This is a genomic window from Mycolicibacterium parafortuitum, assembly GCF_010725485.1.
In the GTDB taxonomy this organism is placed as follows: Bacteria; Actinomycetota; Actinomycetes; order Mycobacteriales; family Mycobacteriaceae; genus Mycobacterium.
The window spans coordinates 5,178,365-5,201,632 of record NZ_AP022598.1 but is presented as its reverse complement, the minus strand read 5'-3'; the positions used below and the strand labels follow the sequence as shown (position 1 = coordinate 5,201,632).

The 23,268-nt window shown below is 68.9% G+C and carries 25 protein-coding genes; 14 read left to right on the top strand and 11 right to left on the bottom strand.

Features of this window, described 5'->3' with window-relative positions; genetic code table 11:
• Positions 1 to 26 precede the first annotated feature (26 nt).
• Entirely contained in the window at positions 27 to 944 is a 918-nt protein-coding gene (locus tag NTM_RS24580; RefSeq protein WP_163768667.1) for an LLM class F420-dependent oxidoreductase, read from the top strand.
• Here NTM_RS24580 and NTM_RS24575 read toward each other — a convergent pair.
• From NTM_RS24575 to NTM_RS24560, 4 genes are read right to left on the bottom strand one after another with little or no spacing between them, the layout of a single operon-like run.
• On the bottom strand, positions 934 to 1,944 hold the full coding sequence (locus tag NTM_RS24575) for an NADP-dependent oxidoreductase (RefSeq protein ID WP_163768664.1): 1,011 nt from the start codon (positions 1,942 to 1,944) through the stop codon (positions 934 to 936). The genes NTM_RS24580 and NTM_RS24575 overlap by 11 nt on opposite strands.
• Before the next feature lie 10 nt (positions 1,945 to 1,954).
• Positions 1,955 to 2,749, bottom strand: a complete 795-nt coding sequence (locus tag NTM_RS24570; RefSeq protein WP_163768661.1) for an acyl-CoA thioesterase — start codon at positions 2,747 to 2,749, stop codon at positions 1,955 to 1,957.
• A 12-nt stretch (positions 2,750 to 2,761) separates the two neighbouring features.
• The gene (locus NTM_RS24565; protein ID WP_163768659.1) at positions 2,762 to 3,250 is read right to left on the bottom strand and encodes an SRPBCC family protein; all 489 of its coding nucleotides are present in this window, start codon (positions 3,248 to 3,250) and stop codon (positions 2,762 to 2,764) included.
• Entirely contained in the window at positions 3,247 to 3,918 is a 672-nt protein-coding gene (locus tag NTM_RS24560; RefSeq protein WP_163768656.1) for a DUF427 domain-containing protein, read from the bottom strand. Before NTM_RS24560 ends, NTM_RS24565 begins: the two co-directional genes overlap by 4 nt.
• Before the next feature lie 156 nt (positions 3,919 to 4,074).
• Here NTM_RS24560 and NTM_RS24555 point away from each other — a divergent pair, with 156 nt between their 5' ends.
• Positions 4,075 to 5,505: a WS/DGAT/MGAT family O-acyltransferase gene (locus NTM_RS24555; protein ID WP_163769614.1), complete on the top strand. Its 1,431-nt coding sequence runs from the start codon at positions 4,075 to 4,077 to the stop codon at positions 5,503 to 5,505.
• Positions 5,506 to 5,638: 133 nt separating this feature from the next.
• Complete coding sequence (locus tag NTM_RS24550) at positions 5,639 to 6,229, top strand: hypothetical protein (RefSeq protein ID WP_104861287.1); 591 nt, start codon at positions 5,639 to 5,641, stop codon at positions 6,227 to 6,229.
• On the opposite strand, the gene NTM_RS24545 is transcribed toward NTM_RS24550, so the two are convergent.
• Entirely contained in the window at positions 6,226 to 6,480 is a 255-nt protein-coding gene (locus NTM_RS24545) for a DUF2631 domain-containing protein (RefSeq protein WP_104861288.1), read from the bottom strand. The genes NTM_RS24550 and NTM_RS24545 overlap by 4 nt on opposite strands.
• Positions 6,481 to 6,593: 113 nt before the next feature.
• On the opposite strand from NTM_RS24545, the gene NTM_RS24540 reads away from it, so the two are divergent.
• On the top strand, positions 6,594 to 7,442 hold the full coding sequence (locus tag NTM_RS24540) for a mycofactocin-coupled SDR family oxidoreductase (protein ID WP_104861289.1): 849 nt from the start codon (positions 6,594 to 6,596) through the stop codon (positions 7,440 to 7,442).
• Between the two features lie 13 nt (positions 7,443 to 7,455).
• Here NTM_RS24540 and NTM_RS24535 read toward each other — a convergent pair whose 3' ends face one another.
• Positions 7,456 to 8,799, bottom strand: a complete 1,344-nt coding sequence (locus NTM_RS24535) for a cryptochrome/photolyase family protein (protein WP_163768653.1) — start codon at positions 8,797 to 8,799, stop codon at positions 7,456 to 7,458.
• Positions 8,800 to 8,927: 128 nt separating this feature from the next.
• Here NTM_RS24535 and puuE point away from each other — a divergent pair, with 128 nt between their 5' ends.
• A complete protein-coding gene (puuE, locus tag NTM_RS24530; RefSeq protein WP_232079829.1) occupies positions 8,928 to 9,854 on the top strand; it encodes an allantoinase PuuE in 927 nt (308 codons plus the stop codon).
• Between the two features lie 20 nt (positions 9,855 to 9,874).
• On the opposite strand, the gene NTM_RS24525 is transcribed toward puuE, so the two are convergent.
• Together NTM_RS24525 and NTM_RS24520 are read right to left on the bottom strand one after the other, a co-directional pair.
• A complete protein-coding gene (locus tag NTM_RS24525) occupies positions 9,875 to 10,456 on the bottom strand; it encodes a fasciclin domain-containing protein (RefSeq protein WP_104861558.1) in 582 nt (193 codons plus the stop codon).
• A 29-nt stretch (positions 10,457 to 10,485) separates the two neighbouring features.
• Positions 10,486 to 11,172, bottom strand: a complete 687-nt coding sequence (locus NTM_RS24520; RefSeq protein WP_104861290.1) for a fasciclin domain-containing protein — start codon at positions 11,170 to 11,172, stop codon at positions 10,486 to 10,488.
• Positions 11,173 to 11,332: 160 nt separating this feature from the next.
• Here NTM_RS24520 and dxr point away from each other — a divergent pair, with 160 nt between their 5' ends.
• From dxr to NTM_RS24485, 7 genes are all read left to right on the top strand, one after another.
• Positions 11,333 to 12,508: a 1-deoxy-D-xylulose-5-phosphate reductoisomerase gene (gene dxr, locus NTM_RS24515; protein ID WP_163768649.1), complete on the top strand. Its 1,176-nt coding sequence runs from the start codon at positions 11,333 to 11,335 to the stop codon at positions 12,506 to 12,508.
• 14 nt (positions 12,509 to 12,522) lie between these two features.
• Positions 12,523 to 13,761, top strand: coding sequence for a M50 family metallopeptidase (locus tag NTM_RS24510; protein WP_104861292.1), 1,239 nt, complete (start codon positions 12,523 to 12,525; stop codon positions 13,759 to 13,761).
• A 10-nt stretch (positions 13,762 to 13,771) separates the two neighbouring features.
• The gene (gene ispG, locus NTM_RS24505; protein WP_104861293.1) at positions 13,772 to 14,947 is read left to right on the top strand and encodes a flavodoxin-dependent (E)-4-hydroxy-3-methylbut-2-enyl-diphosphate synthase; all 1,176 of its coding nucleotides are present in this window, start codon (positions 13,772 to 13,774) and stop codon (positions 14,945 to 14,947) included.
• A gap of 54 nt (positions 14,948 to 15,001) precedes the next feature.
• Positions 15,002 to 15,856 (top strand): GNAT family N-acetyltransferase, encoded by an 855-nt coding sequence (locus tag NTM_RS24500; RefSeq protein ID WP_104861294.1) that lies wholly within the window; start codon positions 15,002 to 15,004, stop codon positions 15,854 to 15,856.
• Positions 15,857 to 15,881: 25 nt separating this feature from the next.
• On the top strand, positions 15,882 to 16,541 hold the full coding sequence (locus NTM_RS24495) for a GNAT family N-acetyltransferase (protein ID WP_104861295.1): 660 nt from the start codon (positions 15,882 to 15,884) through the stop codon (positions 16,539 to 16,541).
• 82 nt (positions 16,542 to 16,623) lie between these two features.
• A complete protein-coding gene (locus NTM_RS24490) occupies positions 16,624 to 18,438 on the top strand; it encodes a penicillin-binding transpeptidase domain-containing protein (protein WP_163768646.1) in 1,815 nt (604 codons plus the stop codon).
• Positions 18,439 to 18,499: 61 nt separating this feature from the next.
• Positions 18,500 to 19,105, top strand: a complete 606-nt coding sequence (locus NTM_RS24485; protein WP_104861297.1) for a DUF1707 SHOCT-like domain-containing protein — start codon at positions 18,500 to 18,502, stop codon at positions 19,103 to 19,105.
• Here the strand turns inward: NTM_RS24485 and NTM_RS24480 are convergent.
• Positions 19,098 to 20,279: a sulfotransferase family protein gene (locus NTM_RS24480; RefSeq protein ID WP_104861298.1), complete on the bottom strand. Its 1,182-nt coding sequence runs from the start codon at positions 20,277 to 20,279 to the stop codon at positions 19,098 to 19,100. The genes NTM_RS24485 and NTM_RS24480 overlap by 8 nt on opposite strands.
• Positions 20,276 to 21,367 (bottom strand): DUF1214 domain-containing protein, encoded by a 1,092-nt coding sequence (locus tag NTM_RS24475; RefSeq protein WP_104861559.1) that lies wholly within the window; start codon positions 21,365 to 21,367, stop codon positions 20,276 to 20,278. The genes NTM_RS24480 and NTM_RS24475 overlap by 4 nt, the downstream gene beginning before the upstream one ends.
• 19 nt (positions 21,368 to 21,386) lie before the next feature.
• Here NTM_RS24475 and NTM_RS24470 point away from each other — a divergent pair, with 19 nt between their 5' ends.
• Positions 21,387 to 21,989 carry a TetR family transcriptional regulator gene (locus NTM_RS24470; RefSeq protein WP_104861299.1) on the top strand — a complete coding sequence of 201 codons (603 nt, stop codon included), beginning with the start codon at positions 21,387 to 21,389 and terminating at the stop codon, positions 21,987 to 21,989.
• Between the two features lie 9 nt (positions 21,990 to 21,998).
• On the opposite strand, the gene NTM_RS24465 is transcribed toward NTM_RS24470, so the two are convergent.
• Complete coding sequence (locus NTM_RS24465; RefSeq protein WP_104861300.1) at positions 21,999 to 22,385, bottom strand: PaaI family thioesterase; 387 nt, start codon at positions 22,383 to 22,385, stop codon at positions 21,999 to 22,001.
• Between the two features lie 23 nt (positions 22,386 to 22,408).
• Here NTM_RS24465 and map point away from each other — a divergent pair, with 23 nt between their 5' ends.
• Positions 22,409 to 23,266 (top strand): type I methionyl aminopeptidase, encoded by an 858-nt coding sequence (map, locus tag NTM_RS24460; RefSeq protein WP_163768643.1) that lies wholly within the window; start codon positions 22,409 to 22,411, stop codon positions 23,264 to 23,266.
• Positions 23,267 to 23,268 lie beyond the last annotated feature (2 nt).

Genomic DNA, 23,268 nt, shown 5'->3' with positions numbered 1-23,268 from the left:
AAGAAGGTAATTCTAAGGAGGCGGCCTTGCGGTTCGCGATCACCCACCCGATGCACAGCCATCCCTACAATCCCGAGCTGGTCACCGGCGCGGGGATCGCGCGGGTGGCCGTCGCCGCGGAGAAGGCCGGGTTCGACGGCTTCGGCTTCACCGACCACCCGGCGCCGACGCAGCGCTGGCTGGAAGCGGGCGGGCACGATGCGCTCGACCCGTTCGTCGCAATGGGATTCGCGGCCGCGCACACCACGACGTTGCGGCTCATCCCGAACATCGTCGTGCTGCCGTACCGCAACCCGTTCGTCGTCGCCAAAGCCGGTGCGACGCTGGATCTGATCTCCGACGGCCGGTTCACCCTCGCGGTCGGGGTCGGCTATCTGAAGCGCGAATTCGCGGCGCTCGGAGTCGAATTCGACGAGCGCGCCGACCTCTTCGAAGAGGCCCTGCATGTGATCCGGGAAATCTGGACCACCGACAACCTCAGCTACGACGGTAAGCACTTCAGCGCCAGCGGGATCACCGCGCACCCCAGGCCGGTGAGCAGACCGCATCCGCCGATCTGGGTCGGCGGCAACACCGCCGCGGCTCGCGCCAGGGTGGCCGAATACGCTCAGGGCTGGTGCCCCTTCCGCGCACCGGCACTGCTGGCGCAGACGGCACGAACCGCCGCGCTGGAAACCACCGAACACCTCGTCAAGGGCATCGACGATCTCCGCCGCCGACTCGACGCCGCCGGGCGCGACCCGGCCGGCATCGACATCACGTTCACCAACGGAGTCGGAGGAACCCCGGGCACCGACGACTTCAACGCCGACGAATTCGCCTCGGGGGTCCACGAACTCGAACGCGCCGGGGTGACCTGGATTCAGGTCACCGTGCCCGGCGACAGCCTCGCGCACACGGTGGAGGCGATCGAGAGCTTCGGTGAAACGGTGATCAGAGCCTGACCAGGGTCTTACCGATGTTGGCGCCGGTGAACAGACCGTTGAGCGCGTCGACGCACGATTCGATGCCCTCGTAGATGTGTTCGCGGTGCGTCAGCAGCCCGTTGTCCTCCCATTCGCGCAGCGCGGCGAACGCCTCGTCGAAGCGGCCCCACTCGTCGAGCGCATTGAATCCCTGCATCGTCGCGGTCTTCGCCAGCAGGTTCACGTAGTTCGCGGGCCCGGGGTGCTCGCCGGTCAGGTAGCTGGAGATCACGCCGCACAACACCACTCGCGCCTTGTGGGCCAACCGTCCGAGCACCGCGTCGAGGATGGGTCCGCCGACGTTGTCGAAGTAGACGTCGACCCCCTTGGGGCAGTGCTGCTTCAACGCGGCGGGCACGTCGTCGTTGCGATAGTCGATGCACGCGTCGAACCCGAAGTCCTCCACCACCGCCCGGCACTTGTGCGGACCTCCGGCGATGCCGACCACCCTCGCGCCGGCGATCTTGGCGATCTGGCCGGCCACCGACCCCGTCGCGCCCGCGGCCGCGGACACCACCACCGTCTCACCGGGCTGGGGCCGTCCGATCCCCATCATCCCGAAATACGCTGTCGCGCCGGTCGGCCCGTAGATCGACATCACCGCGAGCTGATCCACCTGGTCGCCGGGTCCCGGCACCGGGGTGGTGAACAGGTCGTCACGCACCAGGGTGTACTCCTGGAAGCCGGTCAGCGTCGTCACGACGTCACCGACGGCGTATGCGTCACAACGGGATTCGACGACCTCGCCGATGCCGGCGGCGCGGATGACCTCACCGAGTCCGACCGGCGGCAGGTAGCTCGGCTGGTCGTCGAGCCATGTGCGGGCGGCGGCGTCGATGCCGACGTAGGTGGTTCGCACCAACGCCTCACCCTCGGCGGGGTCGGGCGCGGGTGCCTCGACGAGTTCGGTGTCGTCGGGGGCGACGAGTCCGTTCGGTCGGCGGCGTAACAGGATCTGGCGGTTGGTCAGCGTCGACACGAGGCCGAACCTACACCCGCCACAACGCTTCCTGGGTGGTTGTCGCGATCAGCGTGCCCGCGCGGTCATACAGCGACCCGTGCACCAGGCCACGGGAGTCACCGACGTTGAGCGGATGCACCTCGTAGCAGTTCCAGTCGTGCGGCACGAACGGGCGGTGGAACCACACCGAGTGGTCCAGGCTCGCGGCCTGGCCTGCTCCGGGCCGCAGTGGCACGCCGCTCGGATGCGCGACCGGCACCGGACCGATGTCGGACATGAACGCCAGCGCGCACGCCCGCAGCAGCGGATCGTCCTCGACCTCGCCGCGGGCCCGGATCCAGAACGGTGGGATCGCGAACGGCCTGTCGTCGTCGGGCCGGGTGCGCAGTTCGAAGAGGTCGGCGAACTCGAGATCGGGTTCCCGGGCCGCGGTGTCGTCGAACTCGACCGTCGGCCGGTGCGGCGGATACTCCTCGGCGCCCGGTTCGGGCACATGGAACGACGCGATCATCTCCATGATCACCGCGTCTTGCTGCACGGCGGTGACCCGGCGGGTGTCGAAGGACCGCCCGTCCCGCGTGCGTTCGACGTGCAGTTCCACGTCGACGTCGTAGCGACCCCCGCGGACGAAGTACAGGTGCAGCGACTGCGGGAGCTTGCCGGGGTCGACGGTGGCGCCCGCGGCGGCCAGCGACTGGGCGGCGATCAACCCGCCGAACAATCGCTGCCCGGGGGCGACCTGGCGTGGGTGGGTCACGAACGTGTCGCCGCGACGTTCATACCGGAGAAGCTGCGCGATCCAGCTGGACTTGACACCTGTCATCAGGTGCCGACCCTATCGGGTGGCGAAGTACTTCTTTCCGTCGGCCGCGGGCCGCGCGAAGGCCGCCTTCACCAGCGGGGCGAGCACCTTGAGCGGTAGGCGCAGCGCGCGGACGGGTTCCAGCGCGATCACCCAGGTGAACCGTGTCCCGTCACCGTCGGGCTCGACCCGGTAGTCCTCGGCGAAGCGGCGGAACAGGCCGACGTTGGCCTCGTAGACCCAGAACGAGTAGCCAGACCCCTCGTCCCAGCGGAAGAACCGCTCGCGCACCCGGATCGGACCCGTGCCGACCTCGCGGGTGGCTCCGATGCCGAACGGGCGCGGCGACGTCCAGGTCAACGACCCGATCGTGTCACCCCAGGCGGCCAGCGACTCGTCGGACTGCAGCGATTCCCACACCTGTTCCGGCGTTGCGTCGTAATGCATCTCGTAGCGGAACACGTGCGGCGCGGTGTCCAGGAATCCGGCGTCCGCCTCGTCGAGGGCATGCCAGCGGGTCACGGCAGCTCCGCCCGCACCGTCAGCTTCGATTCGTCGAAGCTGAGAAAGCCGCCGATCGGGGTGCTCTCGGGCAGCGGGTCGTCGTAGCTCCAGGCCGCATCCTCGACCACGGTGCCGTCGAGCTGCACGTGCCAGTACGTCGCGTAGCCCTTGTAGTTGCAGTACGACGACGTCTCCGAGCGCTGCAGCAGCTCGGTGCGCACCGCCGACGGGTGCACGTACAGTCGTGGCGGCAACGCCGTCTCGAACAGGATCGTGGTGTCGGCGGTGTCGACCAGGGTGACGTCGGCCGCGCGCACGCAGAGCGTGCGGCTGGTAGGCCGGCAGTCCACCCGGTGATACGGGTTGGGTGGGTAATGCACGAGCTGTCGTCCCTCCTCGAACCAGGTGTCCGCGGCCGTCCACGGCACGGTGACGAACTCGGGTGCCTCGGGCACCGGGGAGGTGGGCAGGTCGCCGACGTCGGTCGCGGCGAACGCGTAGCTCAGCGGCGCTCCACGGCGGTGCACCATCATCACCGCCTCGGTGTCGATCACCGTGCGGCCGTCGCGCACCGCCCGCACCCGTCTCGGGTGCGGCTCGATGTAGACCAGGTCGCCGGTGACCGGCGGGCTGAACCGCCCGGCCCGGTCGCCGCTGAGCGGGCCGCGGCCGGCCACCAGGCTCATCGAAGAGTCCCGGGGTCAACGGCTTTCGTCGGTGTCATCGCGACCATGCTGACAAATTGTTCGCGAATTGTCATTGACGGGTATCGCTGTGATGCTCAACTGCGCGGTTTCTGCTAACAAGGAGTATCAGTTGCACCGGTGGAACAGGGGGTGAGCGTGCGACGGCTCAACGGCGTGGACGCGATGATGCTCTACAGCGAGACCCCCGAGATCCACATGCACACGCTCAAGATCGGCGTGCTCGACGTGTCGAACATCGAGGACTACAGCTTCGAACTGTTCCGCCGTGCCGCACTGCCGAGGCTGCACGCGCTGGCTCCGCTGCGATATCAGCTGGTCGACATTCCGCTGAAGTTCCATCACCCGATGTGGGTGCAGAACGCCGAGATCGACGTCGACTACCACATCCGCCGGGCGCAGGTTCCGGCCCCGGGCGGGCGGCGTGAGCTCGACCAGCTGATCGGTGAGATCGCCGGCACCCCGCTGGATCGCAACCGTCCCCTGTGGGAGATGTACATCGCAGAAGGGTTGGCGGGCAATAAAATTGCCGTGATCCATAAGGTGCACCACGTGCTCGCCGACGGGATGGCGTCGGCCAACCAGCTGGCGATGACGATCCAGCCGCAGGAACCGGAGATCGGCGGTGCGCTCGCGGCGGTCCGCCCCGACTCCACCGCACGAGCCAACCTGCTCAAGGGCGCGGCGCGGGACCACGCCCGTCAGCTGCGCCGGTTGCCGTCGTTGATGAACGAGACCGTCAGGTCGGTGAAGCGGGTGCGCCGGAAGGCCAGGGAGCGCGGGCGCAATCCGGATCTGGCCAAGAATTTCGCGCCGCCGCCGACGTTCATCAACCACGTCGTCACACCGGGTCGCCGCTTCGCGACCGCGCCGCTCGCGCTGGCCGACGTCAAGGAGACGGCCCGCCACCTCGGCGTCACCCTCAACGACCTGGTCCTGGCCACCGCGGCCGGTGCGCTGCGCGCGCTGCAGATGACCTACGACGGGCATGCCAGCTACCCGTTGATCGCCGGCGTGCCGGTGAGCTTCAACCCTTCGCCGGATCGGCTGGTCGGAAACGAATTCACCTACATGACACCGTCTTTGCCGGTGCATATCGAAGACCCGTTGGAACGGGTCAAGCTCACCGCGACGTCGACGGCGATCGCCAAGGAGAACCACAGCCTGCTCGGCCCCACCCTGCTCCCACAGTGGCTGACCTATCTGCCGCCGGCCACCACTCCGCGGATCTTCCGGATGCAGGGCCGCCGGGTGGAGTCGGCGATGGTCATGAACCTGACGATCTCCAACGTTCCCGGCCCACGTGAACGGGGTCGGATGGAGGGTGCCGTGATCGACGAGATCTACTCGGTGGGCCCGATCGTGGCGGGCAGCGGCATGAACATCACCGTGTGGAGCTACGTCGATCAGCTCTCCATCTCGGTGCTGACCGACGACCGGACGCTGAAGGATCCACACGAGGCGACCGATGCCCTGATCGCCTCGTTCCGCGAGATCCGCAAGGCCGCCGGACTGCCCGACGACTTGACACCCGTCCAGACGGCGATGCCGCCCGCGCCGGCGCTGTAGCAGCGGAACCGCTTATGCGGAACTCGGTTTCGCGTGGCGGCGGTCCGCCGAGATCGATTCGATACTTTACAGATCAGATCGTAAATGTCACGCTGTCTGGAGCGCGCCGTGACGCGCGCCGAAGGGTGACGCGATGACGATGTTTGAGGTGGACGACCTCGGGTCGTCCGAAAACAAGGGTTCGGGTGTCCGGCCGTCGGGGGAGACCCTGCACGCCTACGACCTCACCGTGGTCGCCGACGACGTCGGCGCCGTGGTGGCGGCGGCCGGCGGCTGGCTGTGCGACCGGGTTCGGGCCGGCTGGCAGGTCACCGTGCTGGTTCCCGCCGAGGCCGACATCCGGCCGCTGACGATCCTCGGGGTGCGCAGCGAAGCGGTCGCGCCGAGCGAATCAGCGCCCGATCTGGTGCGCCGACCGTGTGCGGCGGTCGCCGTCGACGCGCAGTTGGTGCGGCGGGACGCCGGGATACGCCGCGAGCTGCATCGGCTCCTCGAAGCGGGACGTACCGAGATCACCGTATGGGGCGACGTCTCCGGGGTCGGCGCAGACGACAGGTTCGAGCGCGTCTGGCACCGCGCCAGCGCTGCCGCGCGGGCTTTCAAGGTGGGTGCGCTGCGCGCGATCGGGCAGACGCCGCCGGAGGCGACCGTCGAGACCTTCGTCAGCGCCGCGCTGTGGTACCCACTCGACGGCGCCGACCTGCTGCCGGTCGCGGGACGTTAACGAGTGTCGGGGTTGCGCGTGGTGTAGACGCTGCGCGCGACGAACCCGAGCACGAACAGGGCGAACCCGATCAGGAACAGGTCCTCGACCCGGCCCGTGTGGTTGCCGTGCATCATCGCGAGCAGGAACGCCGCGGCCAGCACGCCGCCGATCTGGTAGCCCCGCACGCTGCCCGACGACCAGCCCCATTCCGCGGACGGCACGTCTTCGACGTCGACGCCGGTGTGTCGTTCCACCTCGGTGCTTGCCACAGCTGGCTCCTCAGGGTCTTCGATGGTCGTGCGTGTTCCTGGCCGACATTCTGACACAGCTCTACTACGCGCCGCCGTAGAGCCGGGGTTTGCGGCCAGTAGGCTGACCGCTCATGACGGCTGAGTCTTCCCCCGGGATCTTCGACGGCAAGGTCGTGCTGGTCACCGGCGCGGCCCGGGGCCAGGGCCGCGCGCATGCGGTCCGCTTCGCCGAAGAAGGTGCCGATGTCATCGCCGTCGACATCTGCGCCCAGCTTGATTCGGTCGCCTACCCGATGGCCACGCCGGAAGACCTCGAGGAGACCTCGCGGCTGGTGGAGAAGACCGGCCGCCGCATCGTCGCCGCGCAGGCCGACGTCCGCGACCGCGACCGGCTGACCGCGGTGGTGGCCGATGGTGTCGCGCAGTTCGGCCGACTCGACTACGTCCTCGCCAACGCCGGCATCCTGCCCGCGGCCGGCTCGCAGGGCAACGACATCACCGCGTTCACCGACGCGATCGCCGTGATGCTCAACGGCGTGTACTTCACCATCGACGCCGCGCTGCCCGCCCTGTTGCGCAACCCCGACGGCGGCGCGATCGTGATCACCAGCTCCGCGGCCGGCTTCACCTCGGTCAGCACCGAGTTCGGCACGATGAACCACGGCGCCGCCGGTTACACCGCGGCCAAGCACGGCGTGATCGGGTTGATGCGGCACTTCGCGCGCTCGCTGGCCGAAAAGAACATCCGGGTCAACTCCGTGCATCCGGGCGGCGTGGCCACCCCGATGGTGCTCAATGAGGCGATGGCCGAGTGGGCAGGTGCGCACCCGTCGTTCAGCCTCGCGCAGCAGGCGCTGCTGCAGCTGCCGATGATGGAACCGCGCGACGTCAGTGACGCGATGGTCTATCTGTGTGGACCGACCGGCCGGTATCTGACCGGCGTCGCGCTGCCGGTGGACGCCGGCCAGACGCTGAAGTAGCCGTCCCGGAGGCTCAGCCCCGAATGGCGTTGTACCGGCGCAGCGCTTCCTCACGTTCCTGGCCGTGATCCACGATCGGTTGCGGATAGTCCTCGGGCCGGTCGGCGTCGAGGTTGTGCACATCGGCGACGTCGGCGAGTTCGGGCACCCAGCGTTTGACATACACCCCGGACGGGTCGAACTTCTTGCCCTGGGTGGTGGGGTTGAACACCCGGAAGTACGGCGCCGCGTCGGTGCCGCACCCGGCCGCCCACTGCCAGCCGTGCTGGTTGTTGGCCATGTCGCCGTCGACCAGCTGATCGAGGAACCAGCGCGCGCCCCACTGCCACGGCAGGTGCAGATCCTTGACCAAGAACGACGCGACGATCATCCGCACCCGGTTGTGCACGAACCCGGACTCGCGCAGCTGGCGCATCCCGGCGTCGACGATCGGGTAGCCGGTGCGGCCGGCCTTCCACGCCTCGAACGCCGCCTGCGCGTCCGAGCCGTCGTCGACCTCGATCGCATCGAACGCGGTGTTGAAGTTCCACCAGGTGCTGCGCGGCCAGTGGGTGACCGCCGAGGCGTAGAAATCACGGAACGCCAACTCGCGCAGGTACGCCTGCCCGCCCTTGCCCCGGCCCAGGTCGACGGCCAGGGTGCGCGGATGGATGGCACCGAACTTCAGGTGTGCCGACATCCTGCTGGTGGCGGCGAGGTCGGGCCGATTGCGGTCGTCGGCGTACCCGGCCAGACCGTCCTCGACGAACGCGCGCCACTGCGTGCGCGCGGCCTGCTCGCCGGCAGGCAGGTCGAGGGTTTCGCCGGCGTCGGGGATGTCGCCCACCCCGGCGACGCCGGACACGTCGGCGGGGTCGATCCAGCGCGCCGAATCGCGGCCCGACTCGGCGGGGGAGCGCCATCCGTGCCGGCGCCATGCGTCGAAGAACGGCGTGAACACCTTGTACGGGGTCCCGTCGGTTTTGGTGACCCGCCCCGGGGACACCAGGTAGGGCGATCCCGTCGCCACCCAGTCGACGCCGTCACCGAGCGCGTCGCGCACCTGCTCGTCACGGCGCATCCCGAACGGCGTGAAGTCCTCTGACACATGTACCGACGCCGCGCCCACCGACCTGACCACCTCGGGGATCCGTGTCCGCGGATCCCCCCGGGTCACCAGCAGGCGCCCGTCCAGACCGTCGCGCAGGTCGCGCAGCGCGTCGTAGAGGTACTGCAGCCGCCGCGCCCCCGCCGACGCTTCCAGCCGTGGGTCGAGCACATAGCAGGCCAGCACGTCGCCGTCCTCGTCAGCGGCCGCCAGCAGCGCGGGCAGGTCGGCGAGCCGCAGATCGCGGCGGAACCACAGCACGGCGGGCATGCCATGAAGCTGCCCGCGATCCCCGTCGGAGAAACCCCGGTCGGTGGATTCTGACGAAAGGGTCATCCTCTACGTCACACCGAAACCGTCATCGCGAAAGTCGACCGATGAACTGCCACAATGCCTGGATGACCGACCGGCCGGCCGACGACTACCCACGGGACATGGTCGGCTACGGCCGCAATCCCCCCGATCCGTGCTGGCCGGGCGGCGCGAGGATCGCGGTCCAGTTCGTCCTGAACTACGAGGAGGGCGCCGAGAACAGCGTCCTGCACGGCGACCCGGCATCGGAGACCTTCCTCTCGGAAATCGTTGGCGCCCAAGCCTTCCCCAACCGGCACATGAGCATGGAATCGCTGTACGAATACGGCTCGCGGGCCGGGTTGTGGCGGGTGCTGCGCGCATTCGACCGCCGCGGCCTGCCGTTGACGATCTTCGGCGTCGCGATGGCGCTGGCCCGCAACCCGGAGGCCGTCGCGGCATTCCGTCACCGCGGTGACGAGATCGCCTGTCACGGGTTGCGTTGGATCAGTTACCAACTCGTCGAACCCGAGGTCGAACGCGCCCACCTGGCCGAGGCCGTGGCGCTGATCACCGAGCTGACCGGTTCGACGCCGCTGGGCTGGTACACCGGACGGGATTCTCCGCAGACCCGGCAACTGGTCGTCGAACACGGCGGGTTCCTCTACGACTCGGACTCCTACGCCGACGACCTGCCCTACTGGACCCGGGTGGCCGACACCGACCACCTGGTCGTGCCCTACACGCTGGACACCAATGACATGCGGTTCGCGAGCCCGGGCGGATTCCCCAGCGGTGAGCAGTTCTTCGCGCATCTGCGCGATGCGTTCGACGTGCTCTACGCCGAGGGGACAGACGGCGCACCGAAGATGCTGTCGGTCGGACTGCACTGCCGCCTGGCCGGCCGGCCGGCGCGCGCCGCGGCACTGGAACGTTTCCTCGACCATGTGCAGTCGCACGAAGGCGTATGGATCGCGCGCCGCGTCGACATCGCCCGGCACTGGATCGAGCACTTCCCGCCCGGCTCGCACTGAGCCGGGCGGGAAGGCCGCTGTCACCGCGCGGGAGGAAGCAGCACGGTGTCGATCAGGTAGACCGTCGCGTTGGCGGTCTGTACCCCGCCGCACACCACCGACGCGTTGTTGACCATCAGATGGTCCCCACCGCCGGTGACCGTCACGGGTGCGCCCTCCACCGTGGTGTGCTCGCCGACGACGGCGTCGGGAGCTGCCTGACCCGGGACCACGTGGTAGGTCAGGATGTCGGTGAGCAGCGCCGAATCGGTCTTCAGGGCTTCGATCGTGGCCGGGTCGAGCTTGGCGAACGCCTCGTCGGTCGGCGCGAACACGGTGAACTGGCCGCCGTCGAGCGTCTCGACCAGGTTCACGTCAGGGTTGAGCTGACCGGACACCGCCTGGGTGAGCGTGGTCAGCAGCGGGTTGTTGGACGCGGCCACCGTGACCGGTGAGGTCGACATGCCCGCCACCGAACCCGGGCCGTCGGGCACCTGCTGGGCGTAGGCCGCGCAGCCGGGTCCGACGGGAGCGGCCGAGGCCGTCGCCGCCGTGCCGAACGACAAGCCGGCGGCCGCCGCGACGGCCAGGCCCGCACCTGCCAGTGAGATCTTCGAGAACATCATGTGAATGGAATCCTTTCCAGCAGTGATCAATTGGCGGCGGGGGGCATCAGGACGGTGTCGATCATGTAGACGGTGGCGTTGGCGGTCTTGACGCCGCCGCACACCAGTCCGGCGTTGTTGACCATCAGGTCGTTTCCGGCGCCGGTCACGGTCAGGGGCGCGCCCTGCACCGTGGTGTGCTCGCCGGCGACGGCGTCGGGAGCGGCCTGGCCCGGGACGACGTGGTAGGTCAGGATGTCGGTGAGCATGGCCGAATCGGTCTTGAGGGTCTCGATCGTGGCCGGGTCGAGCTTGGCGAACGCGTCGTCGGTCGGCGCGAACACGGTGAACTGGTCGCCGTCGAGCGTCTCGACCAGGTTCACGTCCGGGTTGAGCTGGCCGGACAGCGCCTGGGACAGGGTTTTCAGCATCGGGTTGTTGGACGCGGCCACCGTGACCGGCTCGGCCGACATGCCCGCCACCGAACCCGGACCCTCGGGAACCTGCTCGGCGTAGGCCGCGCACCCGGCGCCGACGAGGCCGGACGCGGGATCAGCCATCGGGGCACCCGAGGACGTGGTCATCTCGCTGGTGGCCGATTCCATCGCCGAGGCCGCCGAGCTCGTGGCCGACGAGGCGGTGTTCCCGGCTTCTTCGCTGGAGCACGCGGCACCGAAGATGGCCACCGCGGCGATTCCCGCGACCGCGGCTGTCTTCCGTCGAGTTGTCATCATTTCCTCATCCCTTTCGATCCCATCTCTTTCGAGAGCCGGACACCGTTGCCCGACTCCGGAGTTGGCACACCGGTGATTCCGAGCCGTCGCCGCGCCGGATGGGTCCAAGACCGTGGTGTCACATTCACGTCACATCCGCAGGGGGCGGCACAATGGGTCGGTGAGCGAAAGACTGCGGGTCCTGATCCTGGGCTCCACCGGGTCCATCGGCACCCAGGCACTTGAGGTGATCGCGGCCAACCCCGACCGTTTCGAGGTCGTCGGCCTCGCCGCCGGCGGCGGGAACCGTGACCTGCTGGCGCGGCAGCGCGCCGAGACCGGGGTGTCGAATCTCGCCGTCGCCGACGAGGCCGCCGCGGCGGCGATCGGCGACGTGACCTACTCGGGTCCGGATGCGGTCACCCGCCTGGTCGAGGCCACCGCCGAGACCACCGGCGTCGACGTCGTGCTCAACGGCCTCGTCGGCGCGCTCGGTCTGAAGCCGACGCTGGCCGCGCTGGCCACCGGCGCGCGGCTGGCGCTGGCGAACAAGGAGTCACTGGTTGCCGGCGGGCCGCTGGTGCAGAAGGCCGCCGCCCCGGGCCAGATCGTGCCGGTGGACTCCGAACACTCGGCACTGGCGCAGTGCCTGCGCGGCGGCACCGCCGACGAGGTCGCCAGGCTCGTGCTCACCGCCTCGGGCGGACCGTTCCGCGGCTGGACCGCCGAACAGCTCGACGACGTCACCCCGGAACAGGCCGGGGCGCACCCCACGTGGTCGATGGGCCCGATGAACACGCTGAACTCGGCGTCGCTGGTGAACAAGGGTCTCGAGCTGATCGAGACGCACCTGCTCTTCGGGATCGACTACGACCGCATCGACGTGGTGGTGCACCCGCAGTCGATCGTGCACTCGATGGTCACCTTCACCGACGGCTCGACGCTGGCTCAGGCCAGTCCGCCCGATATGAAGCTGCCCATCGCGCTGGCGCTGGGCTGGCCGTCACGGGTCGCTGGAGCGGCCCTGGCCTGCGACTTCAGCACCGCCTCACGCTGGGATTTCGAACCCCTCGACGACGAGGTCTTCCCGGCGGTGACGCTGGCCCGCGAGGCCGGCCGGGCTGGGGGCTGCATGACCGCGGTGTACAACGCGGCCAACGAGGAGGCCGCCGAGGCGTTCCTGCAGGGCCGGATCCGTTTCCCGGCGATCGTGCGCACTGTTGCCGAGGTGCTGCGCGCTGCCGACCAATGGCGGGCCGAACCAGCTACCGTGGATGAGGTGCTCGACGCACAGGACTGGGCCCGTGACCGGGCGCGGAGCGCGGTCGAGCGGGAATCCGCAGGTAGTAGAAGTTAGGACTGGCCGCCACGATGATGTACGTGCTTGGCGTGACGCTGTTCGCGCTCGCCATTCTGGTGTCTGTGGCGCTGCACGAATGCGGCCACATGTGGGTGGCGCGCGCCACAGGGATGAAGGTTCGCCGCTACTTCGTCGGGTTCGGCCCGACGCTGTGGTCGACCCGGCGGCCCAACAAACTCGGCGACACCGAATACGGCGTCAAGGCCGTGCCCCTCGGTGGTTTCTGCGATATCGCGGGGATGACCGCGGTCGAGGAACTCGACCCCGCCGACCGGCCGTACGCGATGTACAAGCAGAAGACCTGGAAGCGCGTCGCGGTGCTGTTCGCCGGCCCGGCGATGAACTTCATCATCGGCCTGGTGCTGATCTACGGCATCGCGGTCACCTGGGGCCTGCCGAACATCACAGCGCCGACGACCGCCGTGGTCGGCGAGACCTCGTGCATCAAATCCGAAGTGGCGCAAGGAGAATTGGGCGACTGCATCGCCAACAGCCCGGCCGCCGCGGCCGGTATCCAGGCCGGTGACGTGATCACCAAGGTGGGAGACACCGAGGTCGCGACGTTCGACGCGCTGGTCGAGGCCGTGCGCAAGGAGAGCGGGCCGACCGAGTTGACGGTGCAGCGCGACGAGAACGGTCAGTCCCGCGAGTTCACCACCATCGTCGACGTCACCCCGAGCCAGCGCTTCGTCGCGGGCGCCGACGGCGGTCCCGCGGTGCCCGCGGACGTCGGCAGCATCGGTGTGACGGCCGCCCAGTTCGGGCCCACGCAGTACAACGCGCTCACCGCCGTACCCGGGACCCTGGTGTTCACCAAGGACCTCGGCGTCGAGCTCGGCAAGGCGATCGTCAAGATCCCGACCAAGATCGGGGCGCTGGTGGAGTCGATCACCGGCGGCGAACGCGACCCGGAGACGCCGCTGAGCGTCGTCGGGGCGTCGCGCATCGGCGGCGAGACCGTCGAGCACGGCGTGTGGGTCGCGTTCTGGTTCTTCCTCGCGCAGCTGAACTTCGTGCTCGGTGGCATCAACCTGATCCCGCTGCTGCCGCTCGACGGCGGTCACATCTCCATCGCGCTGTACGAGAAGGCCCGCAACAAGATCCGGGAAGCCCGCGGCAAGGTCGCCGCCGCCCCGGTGAACTACCTCAAGCTGATGCCCGTCACGTATGTCGTGATCATCGTGATGGTGGGCTTCACCTTGCTGACCGTGACCGCAGACGTGGTCAACCCGATCACGTTGTTCCAGTAGGAGACTTCTGATGAGTTCTGTAGGCCTTGGCATGCCAGGTCCTCCTGCGCCGCCGCCCCCCGTGCTGGCGCCGCGCCGAAAGACGCGCCAGCTGATGGTCCGCGACGTCGGCATCGGCAGTGACCATCCGATCGCCGTGCAGTCGATGTGCACGACCAAGACCCACGACATCAACGCGACCCTGCAGCAGATCGCCGAGCTGACCGCGTCCGGATGCGACATCGTCCGGGTCGCGTGCCCGCGTCAGGAGGACGCCGACGCGCTGCCGATCATCGCGAAGAAGTCGAAGATCCCGGTGATCGCCGATATCCACTTCCAGCCGAAGTACATCTTCGCCGCGATCGACGCGGGCTGTGCCGCCGTCCGGGTCAACCCGGGCAACATCAAGGAGTTCGACGGCCGGGTCGGCGAGGTCGCCAAGGCCGCCGGTGCGGCGGGCATCCCGATCCGCATCGGCGTCAACGCCGGCTCACTGGACAAGCGGATCATGGAAAAGTACGGCAAGGCCACCCCCGAGGCGCTGGTGGAGTCGGCGCTGTGGGAGGCGTCGCTGTTCGAGGAGCACGGCTTCGGCGACATCAAGATCAGCGTCAAGCACAACGATCCGGTGATCATGGTCGCGGCCTACGAGCAACTGGCCGCCCAGTGTGATTACCCGCTGCACCTCGGCGTGACCGAGGCCGGCCCGGCGTTCCAGGGCACCATCAAGTCCGCGGTCGCGTTCGGTGCCCTGCTGTCCAAAGGCATCGGCGACACCATCCGGGTGTCGCTGTCAGCGCCGCCTGCCGAAGAGGTCAAGGTCGGCAACCAGATCCTGGAGTCGCTGAACCTGCGGCCCCGGGGCCTGGAGATCGTGTCGTGCCCGTCGTGCGGGCGCGCCCAGGTCGACGTGTACACCCTCGCCAACGAGGTGACCGCCGGACTGGAGGGCATGGAGGTGCCGCTGCGCGTCGCGGTGATGGGTTGTGTCGTCAACGGACCCGGCGAGGCACGCGAGGCCGACCTCGGGGTGGCCTCCGGAAACGGCAAGGGACAGATCTTCGTCAAGGGCGAGGTCATCAAGACCGTGCCCGAAGCGCTCATCGTGGAGACCTTGATCGAAGAGGCGATGCGGCTCGCCTCCGAAATGGAAGCCACGCGAGGTTCGGATGAAGCCTCCGGTTCGCCTGTTGTGACCGTAAGCTAAAGACGTGACCCCGGGGGTGGGGTCCCCATCGGGTCAGTCGCAGAAAGAACTCAGATGTCGGCTCCTCCGCTTTTTCGGCTTGTAGACGAGCGAAGAGTGTCGGTGGTGCGTGACGTCCACGCCGTCCGGCAGGTCCTCGACGACGATCCGGTCGCCTCCTGCATGGTGGCCGCCCGCGTGGCCGAACACGGCATCGAACCGTCGGCGATCGGCGGCGAGTTGTGGACCCGCAGGCGCGCCAACGAATCCCTGTGTTTCGCCGGGGCGAATCTGATCCCGCTGCGCGGCGGCCCCGGTGACCTGAACGCGTTCGCCGACAAGGCGATGAGCAGTGCCCGGCGGTGCTCATCGCTGGTCGGCCGGGCCGAGTTGGTGCTGCCGATGTGGCAGCGTCTCGAACCGGTCTGGGGTCCCGCCCGTGACGTGCGCGCCCATCAGCCGTTGATGGCACTGAACACCGCGCCGGCGTGCGCCGCGGACCCCGCGGTGCGGCAGGTGCGGATGGAGGAACTCGACGCGTACCTGGTGGCAGCGGTCGACATGTTCATCGGTGAGGTCGGCATCGACCCCCGTGTCGGCGACGGTGGCCGCGGTTACCGGCGCCGGGTCGCCGGGTTGATCGCCGCGGGCCGCGCCTGGGCCCGTTTCGAACGTGGCGAGGTGGTGTTCAAGGCCGAGGTGGGTTCCCAGTCGCCCGCCGTCGGCCAGATCCAGGGTGTGTGGGTGCATCCCGACCGACGGGGCGCTGGGCTCGGCACGGCCGGAACCGCCGCGGTCGCGGCCGCCGTCGTCGCCGGCGGGCGCACCGCCAGCCTGTACGTCAACAGCTTCAACACCGTGGCGCGGGCGACGTACGCGCGCATCGGATTCGCCGAGATCGCGTCGTTCGCGACCGTGCTGCTCGACTGACCTCGCCACGGCCTACGCTCTCGATATGACCGAGCAGGAGGCGGATCGCCGCGTGATCGCAGACGCCCTGGTCCGCGCGCTGGAACGCCGGCACGAGGTGCTCGACGCGGTGGTGGACTCCGACGACTACGACGCCGCGATCGACGCGATCGCCGACCTTCTCGACACGTCGCCGGAGGCCGCCGAGGCGGTGCTACGGCTGTCTTTCGACCGGCTCACCAAGGTGTCCCGGCGCCGGATCGCCGCCGAACTGGAGAACCTCACCAGCAAGGTGCCGCCCTTCTCTGAGTCCGAGCCGACCCCGGGTTCGGCCCGGCGCCTGATGCTGCGGCCGTTCTCCGCCGAGGACGACCGTGACGTCTTCGCCGCCCGCACCGCCGACGTGCGATCGGCCGGAGACGGGACCGCGGCGCCCGCAGGCGATCTCGGTGACGAGATCCGCAGCGCGGTCACGCGGATGGCGGCCGAGGAGGCCGCGTGGCTGGTCGCCGAGGTCGGCGCGACCAAGGTGGGCATGGTGTTCGGCGAACTGGCCGGTGGCGAGGTCGACGTGCGGATCTGGATCCACCCGGACCACCGCAAGCAGGGCTACGGCACGGCGGCCCTGCGCGCCTCGCGTTCGGAGATGGCGGCGTACTTCCCCGCGGTGCCGCTGGTGGTGCGCGCCCCGGCTGCCGGCTCCTGACCCAGGATTCCGGAGAACAGGTCACCGTGATCACGGTGCGCCTGCACCGAAACCGGACCGTGACTTCTTAACATCAGTCCCAATGGCATCACTGCTCACATCCGTAACACGCATCGCGGCGTTGGCTGCCGCGGTCGCCCTTGTCGCGCCGGTCGCGGCGTGCACGCCGCGACCCAACGGTCCAGAGCCGGTCGCCGAGGAGTTCTTCGCGGCTCTGGCCACCGGTGACACCGAAGCGGCGGCGCGCCTGGCCGACCGCCCCGACGAGGCCCGGGCTGACCTCAACGAGGCGTGGGCCGGTCTGCAGGCCAAGGGGCTGGACGCGCAGATCCTGAGCTCCAAGTACGCCGAGGACATCGGCAGCATCGCCTACCGCTACACCTGGCACCTGCCCAAGGACCGCACCTGGACCTACGACGGCCGGCTCAACATGGTCCGTGACGAGGGACGCTGGGAGGTGCGCTGGAACGCCACCGGTCTGCATCCGCGGTTGGGGGAGAACCAGACCTTCGCGCTGCGGGCCGATTCGCCGCCGCGGGCTTCGGTGCACGAGCGCACCGGCACGAACGTGCTGGTGCCCGGCTACAAGTACCACTTCGCGCTGGACGCGCGCGCCGCCGGCGTCGACCTGATGTCCACCGCCCGCACGCTGACCGGCGCACTGCACCGTTTCGACAACACACTGGAGCCGCAGCGGCTGGCGGAACTGGCCAGCTCGAGTAAGAGGCCGCTGGGTCTGGTGACGCTGAACAAGGCCGACCACGACGCCGTCGCCGCCGCGGTGCGGGACCTGCCCGGAGTGGTGATCACCCCGCATCCGGAGATGGTGCCGACCGACCCGGGGTTCGCCCCGGCGGTGATCAACGAGGTGAAGAAGACCGTCGCCGAGGAGTTGGACGGAGAGCCGGGCTGGCGGGTCGTCACGGTCAACCAGAACGGTGTCGACGTCGACGTGCTCAACGAGGTGCCCGGTACGCCTGCCCCGTCGGTGGGCATCACGCTGGACCGTTCGGTGCAGACCGCGGCGCAGAACGCGGTCGACGTCACCGACAAGCAGGCGATGATCGTCGTGATCAAGCCGTCCACCGGGGAGGTCCTGGCGGTCGCGCAGAACGCGGCCGCCGACCGTGAGGGCCCGGTGGCCACGATGGGCCTCTACCCGCCCGGGTCGACGTTCAAGATCGTGACGGCCGGCGCGGCGATCGAACGTCAGATGGCCACGCCCAACACACTTCTGGGCTGTCCCGGCACGATGGACATCGGTCACCGCAAGGTGCCGAACTACGGCGGGTTCGACCTCGGCACCGTGCCGATGTCCCGGGCGTTCGCGAGTTCCTGCAACACCACCTTCGCCGAACTGGCCAGCCGGATGCCGCCGCGCGGGCTGACCCAGGCCGCCTCGCAATACGGACTCGGCGCCGACTTCGTGATCCCCGGGCTGCCCACGGTCACCGGCGATGTGCCGCCGACGGTCAATCTGACCGAGCGCACCGAGGACGGGTTCGGCCAGGGCAAGGTGCTGGCCAGCCCGTTCGGGATGGCGTTGGCCGCCGCGACGGTGTCGGCCGGGCAGACCCCGGTGCCGCAGCTGATCCGGGGCCGTGAGACGGCGATCGACGGTGAGCGGCAACCGATCCCGCAGAGCGTGGTGGAAGGCCTGCGGCCGATGATGCGGCTGGTGGTCACCAACGGCACCGCGAAGGATCTGCAGGGTGCCGGCGACGTGCGCGGCAAGACCGGTGAGGCCGAGTTCGCCGGCGGCTCCCACTCGTGGTTCACCGGGTATCGCGGCGATATGGCGTTCTCGGCGCTGATCGTCGGTGGCGGAAGTTCGGAGTACGCGGTGCGCATGCTCAAGGGCATGCTCGACGCGCTGCCTCCCGACTACCAGGCTTAGCTGACATCACAGCTGATCGCCGTCCGGACGGCGGTCCCTGCCGGGGTACCGTGGAACTGCCATGACCGACATCAATCACGGGCGATCCGTCGAACCGGCCGAGATGCGGATCTCCGATGCCGACCGCAACGGCACGCTGCGCCGCCTGCACAACGCGGTCGCACTCGGCCTGATCGACATCGGAGAGTTCGAGGAGCGCTCGGCGCTGGTGTCGGCTGCGCGGCAGCGTTCCGAACTGGACCTGCTGGTCGGCGATCTGCCCGGTCCCGGCGCGATCGTGACCTCCGCGGCCGACCGCGTCGAACTGCGTGGCGTGCTGGGATCGCTGAAGCGGCAAGGGGAGTGGACGGTGCCGTCGCGGCTGGCACTGCACCGCCGGATGGGCTCGGTCGACCTCGACCTGACCCGGGCCCGCTTCGCCGGCCCCATCGTGGTCATCGAACTGGACATGAAGTTCGGCGGGCTGGAGCTGCGCCTGCCCGACGGGGCCAGCGCGTCCATCGACGATGTCGAGGTCAACGTCGGCAGCGCCCACGACCATCGCAAAGACGCTCCGGCCGAGGGCAATCCGCACGTGATCCTGACCGGCAAGGTGGTGTGCGGCTCCGTCGACATCCGGGGCCCGCGCCGCTCGTGGCGACCGAATCCGTTCCGGCCGACTACCTGAGCGCTTCGTCGGGTACGCCGTAGCGCTGCTGGTAGCCGCGCATCTGCGCGCGGACCTCGGCGGCATCCAGACCGGTGTCCGACCAGCGATAGCGGTCGCCGCCGTGATCGCCCGGGTGGGCCGCCAGGAACTCCCGCATCCGTTGCTCGGCGAGCGGTTCCAGCTCACGGCCCAGCCGGGCGTACAACGTGCGGATCGTGTCGAACGGATCCCGCATGAAGTCGCGGAATTGCACGTCCACCACCTGATCCGGGTTCAGCGCGCCGGAGTCGCGCAGCTCCGCCGCCTTCTGCAGCCCGACCACGATCTGCTCGTGGGACTGCGCGGCGCAGTCGGGGATCGAGGACTCGTCGGAGGCCAGCCGGCGCAGATGGTGGATCAGCGCGCTGATCGACGAGATCACGTTCAACGGATCCCGGTGGGTCTGCACGATCAGCGCGTCCGGGTACTCGGCGATCAGCGCGTCCAACTGCCATAGGTGCGCGGGCGATTTCAGCAGCCATTGACAGGACTCGCCGCCCACGCCCGACTGCAGGTGCTGCAGGAACATCCGGTGATAGCGGTACGCCGGTCCGTGGTCGGCGTCGTAGAGCAGCCAGCGGTAGTAGTCGGGCAGCCGGTACTGGGTCGGGAAGATCATCGAGCAGAACTGACCGGAGAAGATCCGCACGCATTCCTGCCCGACCAACGCGCCCATCGGGTGGTGCACCAGCAGCCCGGGCACGATCAGCTCAGAAGCCTCGATGTTCGCCTGGGTCTGGGCGATTCGCGGATCGGTGGTATAGGTCTCGGGCCGGGGCACCGGGAACGGCTCGTCGACCTCCCACGTCAAGGGCGGACGCAGCGCCGGGTCCTGGGCCAGCAGGTCGAACAGGATGGTCGTTCCGGTGCGGGGCTGGCCGACGATGAAGATCGGCCGGGGGACCGCGGCGGCGCCGATCTCGGGGTGCTGCCTGCGCCAGTCGACGATGCGCAAGCGGTTGGTCATCGCGCGTGCGATGTCCAGCGCGGCGATCTCGACGCCGATCGCGTTGAGGCGGGCGTCGTGAACGAGGCCGTGACACAACCGGTCCAGGCCGTCGCGCCATGTGGTGTCCTCGCCAAAGTCGTCCAGTCCGGTGCTCTCGCAGGCCTGCTCGACCAGCAGATCCGGGCGGAACCGGTCGGCGGTCAATCCGCGCTCCCGCGGACCACCTCGCTGTGCAGGGCAGGCGGTTCGGGGTTGTCCAGCCAGCGTATGACGACGAACCCGCGCTGCCTGCCGCCGGTGTCGAGCCAGTGGCCGTGCCCGAAGTCGTTGGCGCCGATCGCGATCCGGACCCGGCCGAACTGGTTCGGCCGCACCCCCTTGTTGGTCACCGAGCTGTGCCGCCGCCGCGGTTCCAGGCATTCGTGCCATACGTTCTCCAGCGTGACGTTCCAGTAGCGGGTGTCCGGTGGGGTGAACTCCAGGACCAGCGACTCGTCGGGGTCGAGTTCGAACGACCCGATCATGTAGAGATTGTCCGGCGTGCTCACATCGCCGCCGATCTCGGCGGACTGCGCGGTGACCAGGACGTTGGGCTGGTCCAGCAGCTCGGGCTTGATGGTGCGGTGCAGCGTGGTGAGCTTCACGATCGTCCATGCCATCGCGGTGAACGCCTGGGCCACCGCGTCATCCGAGAGGGGTTGTAGCGGCGCGCGGTCGAGGCACTCGATGGTCATCATCGCCGCCAGCTCGCTGTCGGCGTCGGCGATGTACTCGCGCACCACGATCGAGGACGCGTCCTCGGGGATCTGCACCCACTGTGAGTTGCCCAGCACCTCGGGCGTGGGTTCGACCGCCGACAGGATGAAGCTGAAAGTTCCCCCGTAGCAGCGCAGTTCGCGGTCGCCGAGGTAAGCCGCCATGCGTCGTGGGGTCAGGCCGGTGCCGGCGAGCACCTGGAAGCCGAGGTAGGCGGTATCGCCGCGGTGGCCGGTTACCCGGTAGGTGCGGTCGCCGCGGATCATGGCCAGCAGATAGCGCCCGTCGGGGTTGGAGCCGGCGATGAGGCGGTTGTCGGTGCACATGTCGAAGAACCGGGGATTCTCCGGGTCGGCCTCGACCGAGATCTCGGTGCACAGCGCGGTGGCCTTGGCGACCACGGTGAGCCCCTCGAGGAGTTCGCGCTCGCTGGCCGAATCCTCGATGACCGTCTTGGTGAGATCGGCGAGCATCTGCTGGACCAATCGCCACGCCTCAAGGCCGGCGGGCGCCCATCCGTTGCCTTTCGCATCCATGGTGAGACATAGTTTCACCATGGACGCAGTCTCAGGGCGGGATTTGCCGGAATCGCTGACGGTCCGTAAGCAACGGGCCACCAAGGCCCGCATCGCCGCCGCGGCTGCCCAGGCGGTGGCCGATCACGGACTCGGCGGCGCCACCATCGAACACATCGCCGCCGCCGCCGAGGTCGGCCGGGCGACGTTCTTCCGGTACTTCAGCGCCAAAGAAGATGCGGTCGCCGAGGGGATGACCACGCACTGGCTGGAGGCGATCACGGCCGCCGTGGCGGCGCAGCCGGAGGAACTGACCGCGAATGCGGCGATCGTCGCGGCGTTCGACGACCTCGGAGACGGGTTCGATGCGGTCAGCGAGCAGGTGCGCGAGCTCGCGATGCTGACCCGGTCCTCGCCGGTGTTCAGCGCGTGGACCTTGCAGCTGTACCTGCGCTACGAGGCCGCCATCGCCGAGCTGGTGAGCCCGAGAATTCCGGGTGTGCCGACCGACGACCCGCGCCCACGGCTGCTGGGTGCGCTGACCATGGCGTCGGTGCGGATCGCCCTCGACGACTGGCTGGTACACGGCGGCTCGCTGCCGGACCGGGTGCGCACCGCGCTCAGCGCGCTACAGGTGACCTGACCGGTCCGGTCAGCGTGGGTCGAGCACCGCGAAACTGACCGTCGCACGCGCCGCGAGCCGGTCCCGGGACACGTCGACGACGTCTACCGCGATCACCGAGATCCGGCGCCCCGCGCGCACCATGGTGGCCTCGGCACGGGCGGGCCCCTCCAAGACGGGGGCGAGATAGTGGATGGTCATATCAGCGGTGGTGACGTCCTGGCCGGGACCGACGTGCCGGTCGGCCAACCGCCCCGCCGCGATGTCGATCAGCGTCGCGACGAGACCGCCCTGCAACGCGCCGCGCCGGTTCACCAGGTCGGGCCGGTTGTCCAGCTCGATCACCATCCGCTCGTCGGTGTCCTCGACGTCGCGGAAGTTCATCTGGGCGAACAAATGACCGGGGGTGACCTGCATCCGCGGAACGCTAGCATTGCTGCATGTCAGTTCGGACCGCCCTCCGGCCCGGCACCGTCTCACCGATGCTGCCCGTGCCCAAGTCGATCGCCCGCCCGGAATACGTCGGTCGGCCGACCGCGCAGGAGGGCAGCGAGCCCTGGGTGCAGACCCCTGAGGTCATCGAGAAGATGCGGATCGCGGGCCGGATCGCCGCCGGCGCGCTCGCCGAAGCCGGCAAGGCCGTCGCTCCCGGCGTCACGACCGACACGCTGGACCGGATCGCCCACGAGTACATGGTCGACCAAGGCGCCTACCCGTCGACACTCGGCTACAAGGGCTTCCCGAAATCCTGCTGCACATCGCTGAACGAGATCATCTGCCACGGCATCCCGGACTCCACCGTGATCGAGGACGGCGACATCGTCAACATCGACGTCACCGCGTACATCCACGGGGTACACGGCGACACCAATGCGACCTTCCTGGCCGGTGACGTCTCCGAGGAGCACCGGTTACTGGTCGAGCGCACCCACGAGGCGACCATGCGCGCGATCAAGGCGGTCAAGCCCGGCCGCGCGCTCTCGGTCGTCGGCCGGGTCATCGAGGCGTACGCAAACCGGTTCGGCTACAACGTGGTTCGGGATTTCACCGGGCACGGGATCGGGACCACGTTCCACAACGGGCTGGTGGTACTGCACTACGACCAGCCCGCGGTCGAGACGGTCCTGGAGCCGGGGATGACGTTCACCATCGAGCCGATGATCAACCTCGGCAGCCTGGACTACGAGATCTGGGACGACGACTGGACCGTCGCGACCAAGGACAAGAAGTGGACCGCGCAGTTCGAGCACACGCTGGTGGTCACCGAATCCGGCGCGGAGATCCTGACCCAGGTCTGAAC

Coding starts and splice junctions, on each gene's coding strand:
- NTM_RS24570 (WP_163768661.1), bottom strand. CDS start 2,749: ATGACAGGTGTCAAGTCCAGCTGGATCGCGCAGCTTCTCCGGTATGAA.
- NTM_RS24560 (WP_163768656.1), bottom strand. CDS start 3,918: ATGAGCCTGGTGGCCGGCCGCGGCCCGCTCAGCGGCGACCGGGCCGGG.
- NTM_RS24550 (WP_104861287.1), top strand. CDS start 5,639: ATGACGATGTTTGAGGTGGACGACCTCGGGTCGTCCGAAAACAAGGGT.
- NTM_RS24540 (WP_104861289.1), top strand. CDS start 6,594: ATGACGGCTGAGTCTTCCCCCGGGATCTTCGACGGCAAGGTCGTGCTG.
- NTM_RS24535 (WP_163768653.1), bottom strand. CDS start 8,799: ATGCCCGCCGTGCTGTGGTTCCGCCGCGATCTGCGGCTCGCCGACCTG.
- puuE (WP_232079829.1), top strand. CDS start 8,928: ATGACCGACCGGCCGGCCGACGACTACCCACGGGACATGGTCGGCTAC.
- NTM_RS24525 (WP_104861558.1), bottom strand. CDS start 10,456: ATGTTCTCGAAGATCTCACTGGCAGGTGCGGGCCTGGCCGTCGCGGCG.
- NTM_RS24520 (WP_104861290.1), bottom strand. CDS start 11,172: ATGATGACAACTCGACGGAAGACAGCCGCGGTCGCGGGAATCGCCGCG.
- NTM_RS24510 (WP_104861292.1), top strand. CDS start 12,523: ATGATGTACGTGCTTGGCGTGACGCTGTTCGCGCTCGCCATTCTGGTG.
- ispG (WP_104861293.1), top strand. CDS start 13,772: ATGAGTTCTGTAGGCCTTGGCATGCCAGGTCCTCCTGCGCCGCCGCCC.
- NTM_RS24500 (WP_104861294.1), top strand. CDS start 15,002: ATGTCGGCTCCTCCGCTTTTTCGGCTTGTAGACGAGCGAAGAGTGTCG.
- NTM_RS24495 (WP_104861295.1), top strand. CDS start 15,882: ATGACCGAGCAGGAGGCGGATCGCCGCGTGATCGCAGACGCCCTGGTC.
- NTM_RS24490 (WP_163768646.1), top strand. CDS start 16,624: ATGGCATCACTGCTCACATCCGTAACACGCATCGCGGCGTTGGCTGCC.
- NTM_RS24485 (WP_104861297.1), top strand. CDS start 18,500: ATGACCGACATCAATCACGGGCGATCCGTCGAACCGGCCGAGATGCGG.
- NTM_RS24475 (WP_104861559.1), bottom strand. CDS start 21,367: ATGGATGCGAAAGGCAACGGATGGGCGCCCGCCGGCCTTGAGGCGTGG.
- NTM_RS24470 (WP_104861299.1), top strand. CDS start 21,387: ATGGACGCAGTCTCAGGGCGGGATTTGCCGGAATCGCTGACGGTCCGT.
- NTM_RS24465 (WP_104861300.1), bottom strand. CDS start 22,385: ATGCAGGTCACCCCCGGTCATTTGTTCGCCCAGATGAACTTCCGCGAC.
- map (WP_163768643.1), top strand. CDS start 22,409: ATGTCAGTTCGGACCGCCCTCCGGCCCGGCACCGTCTCACCGATGCTG.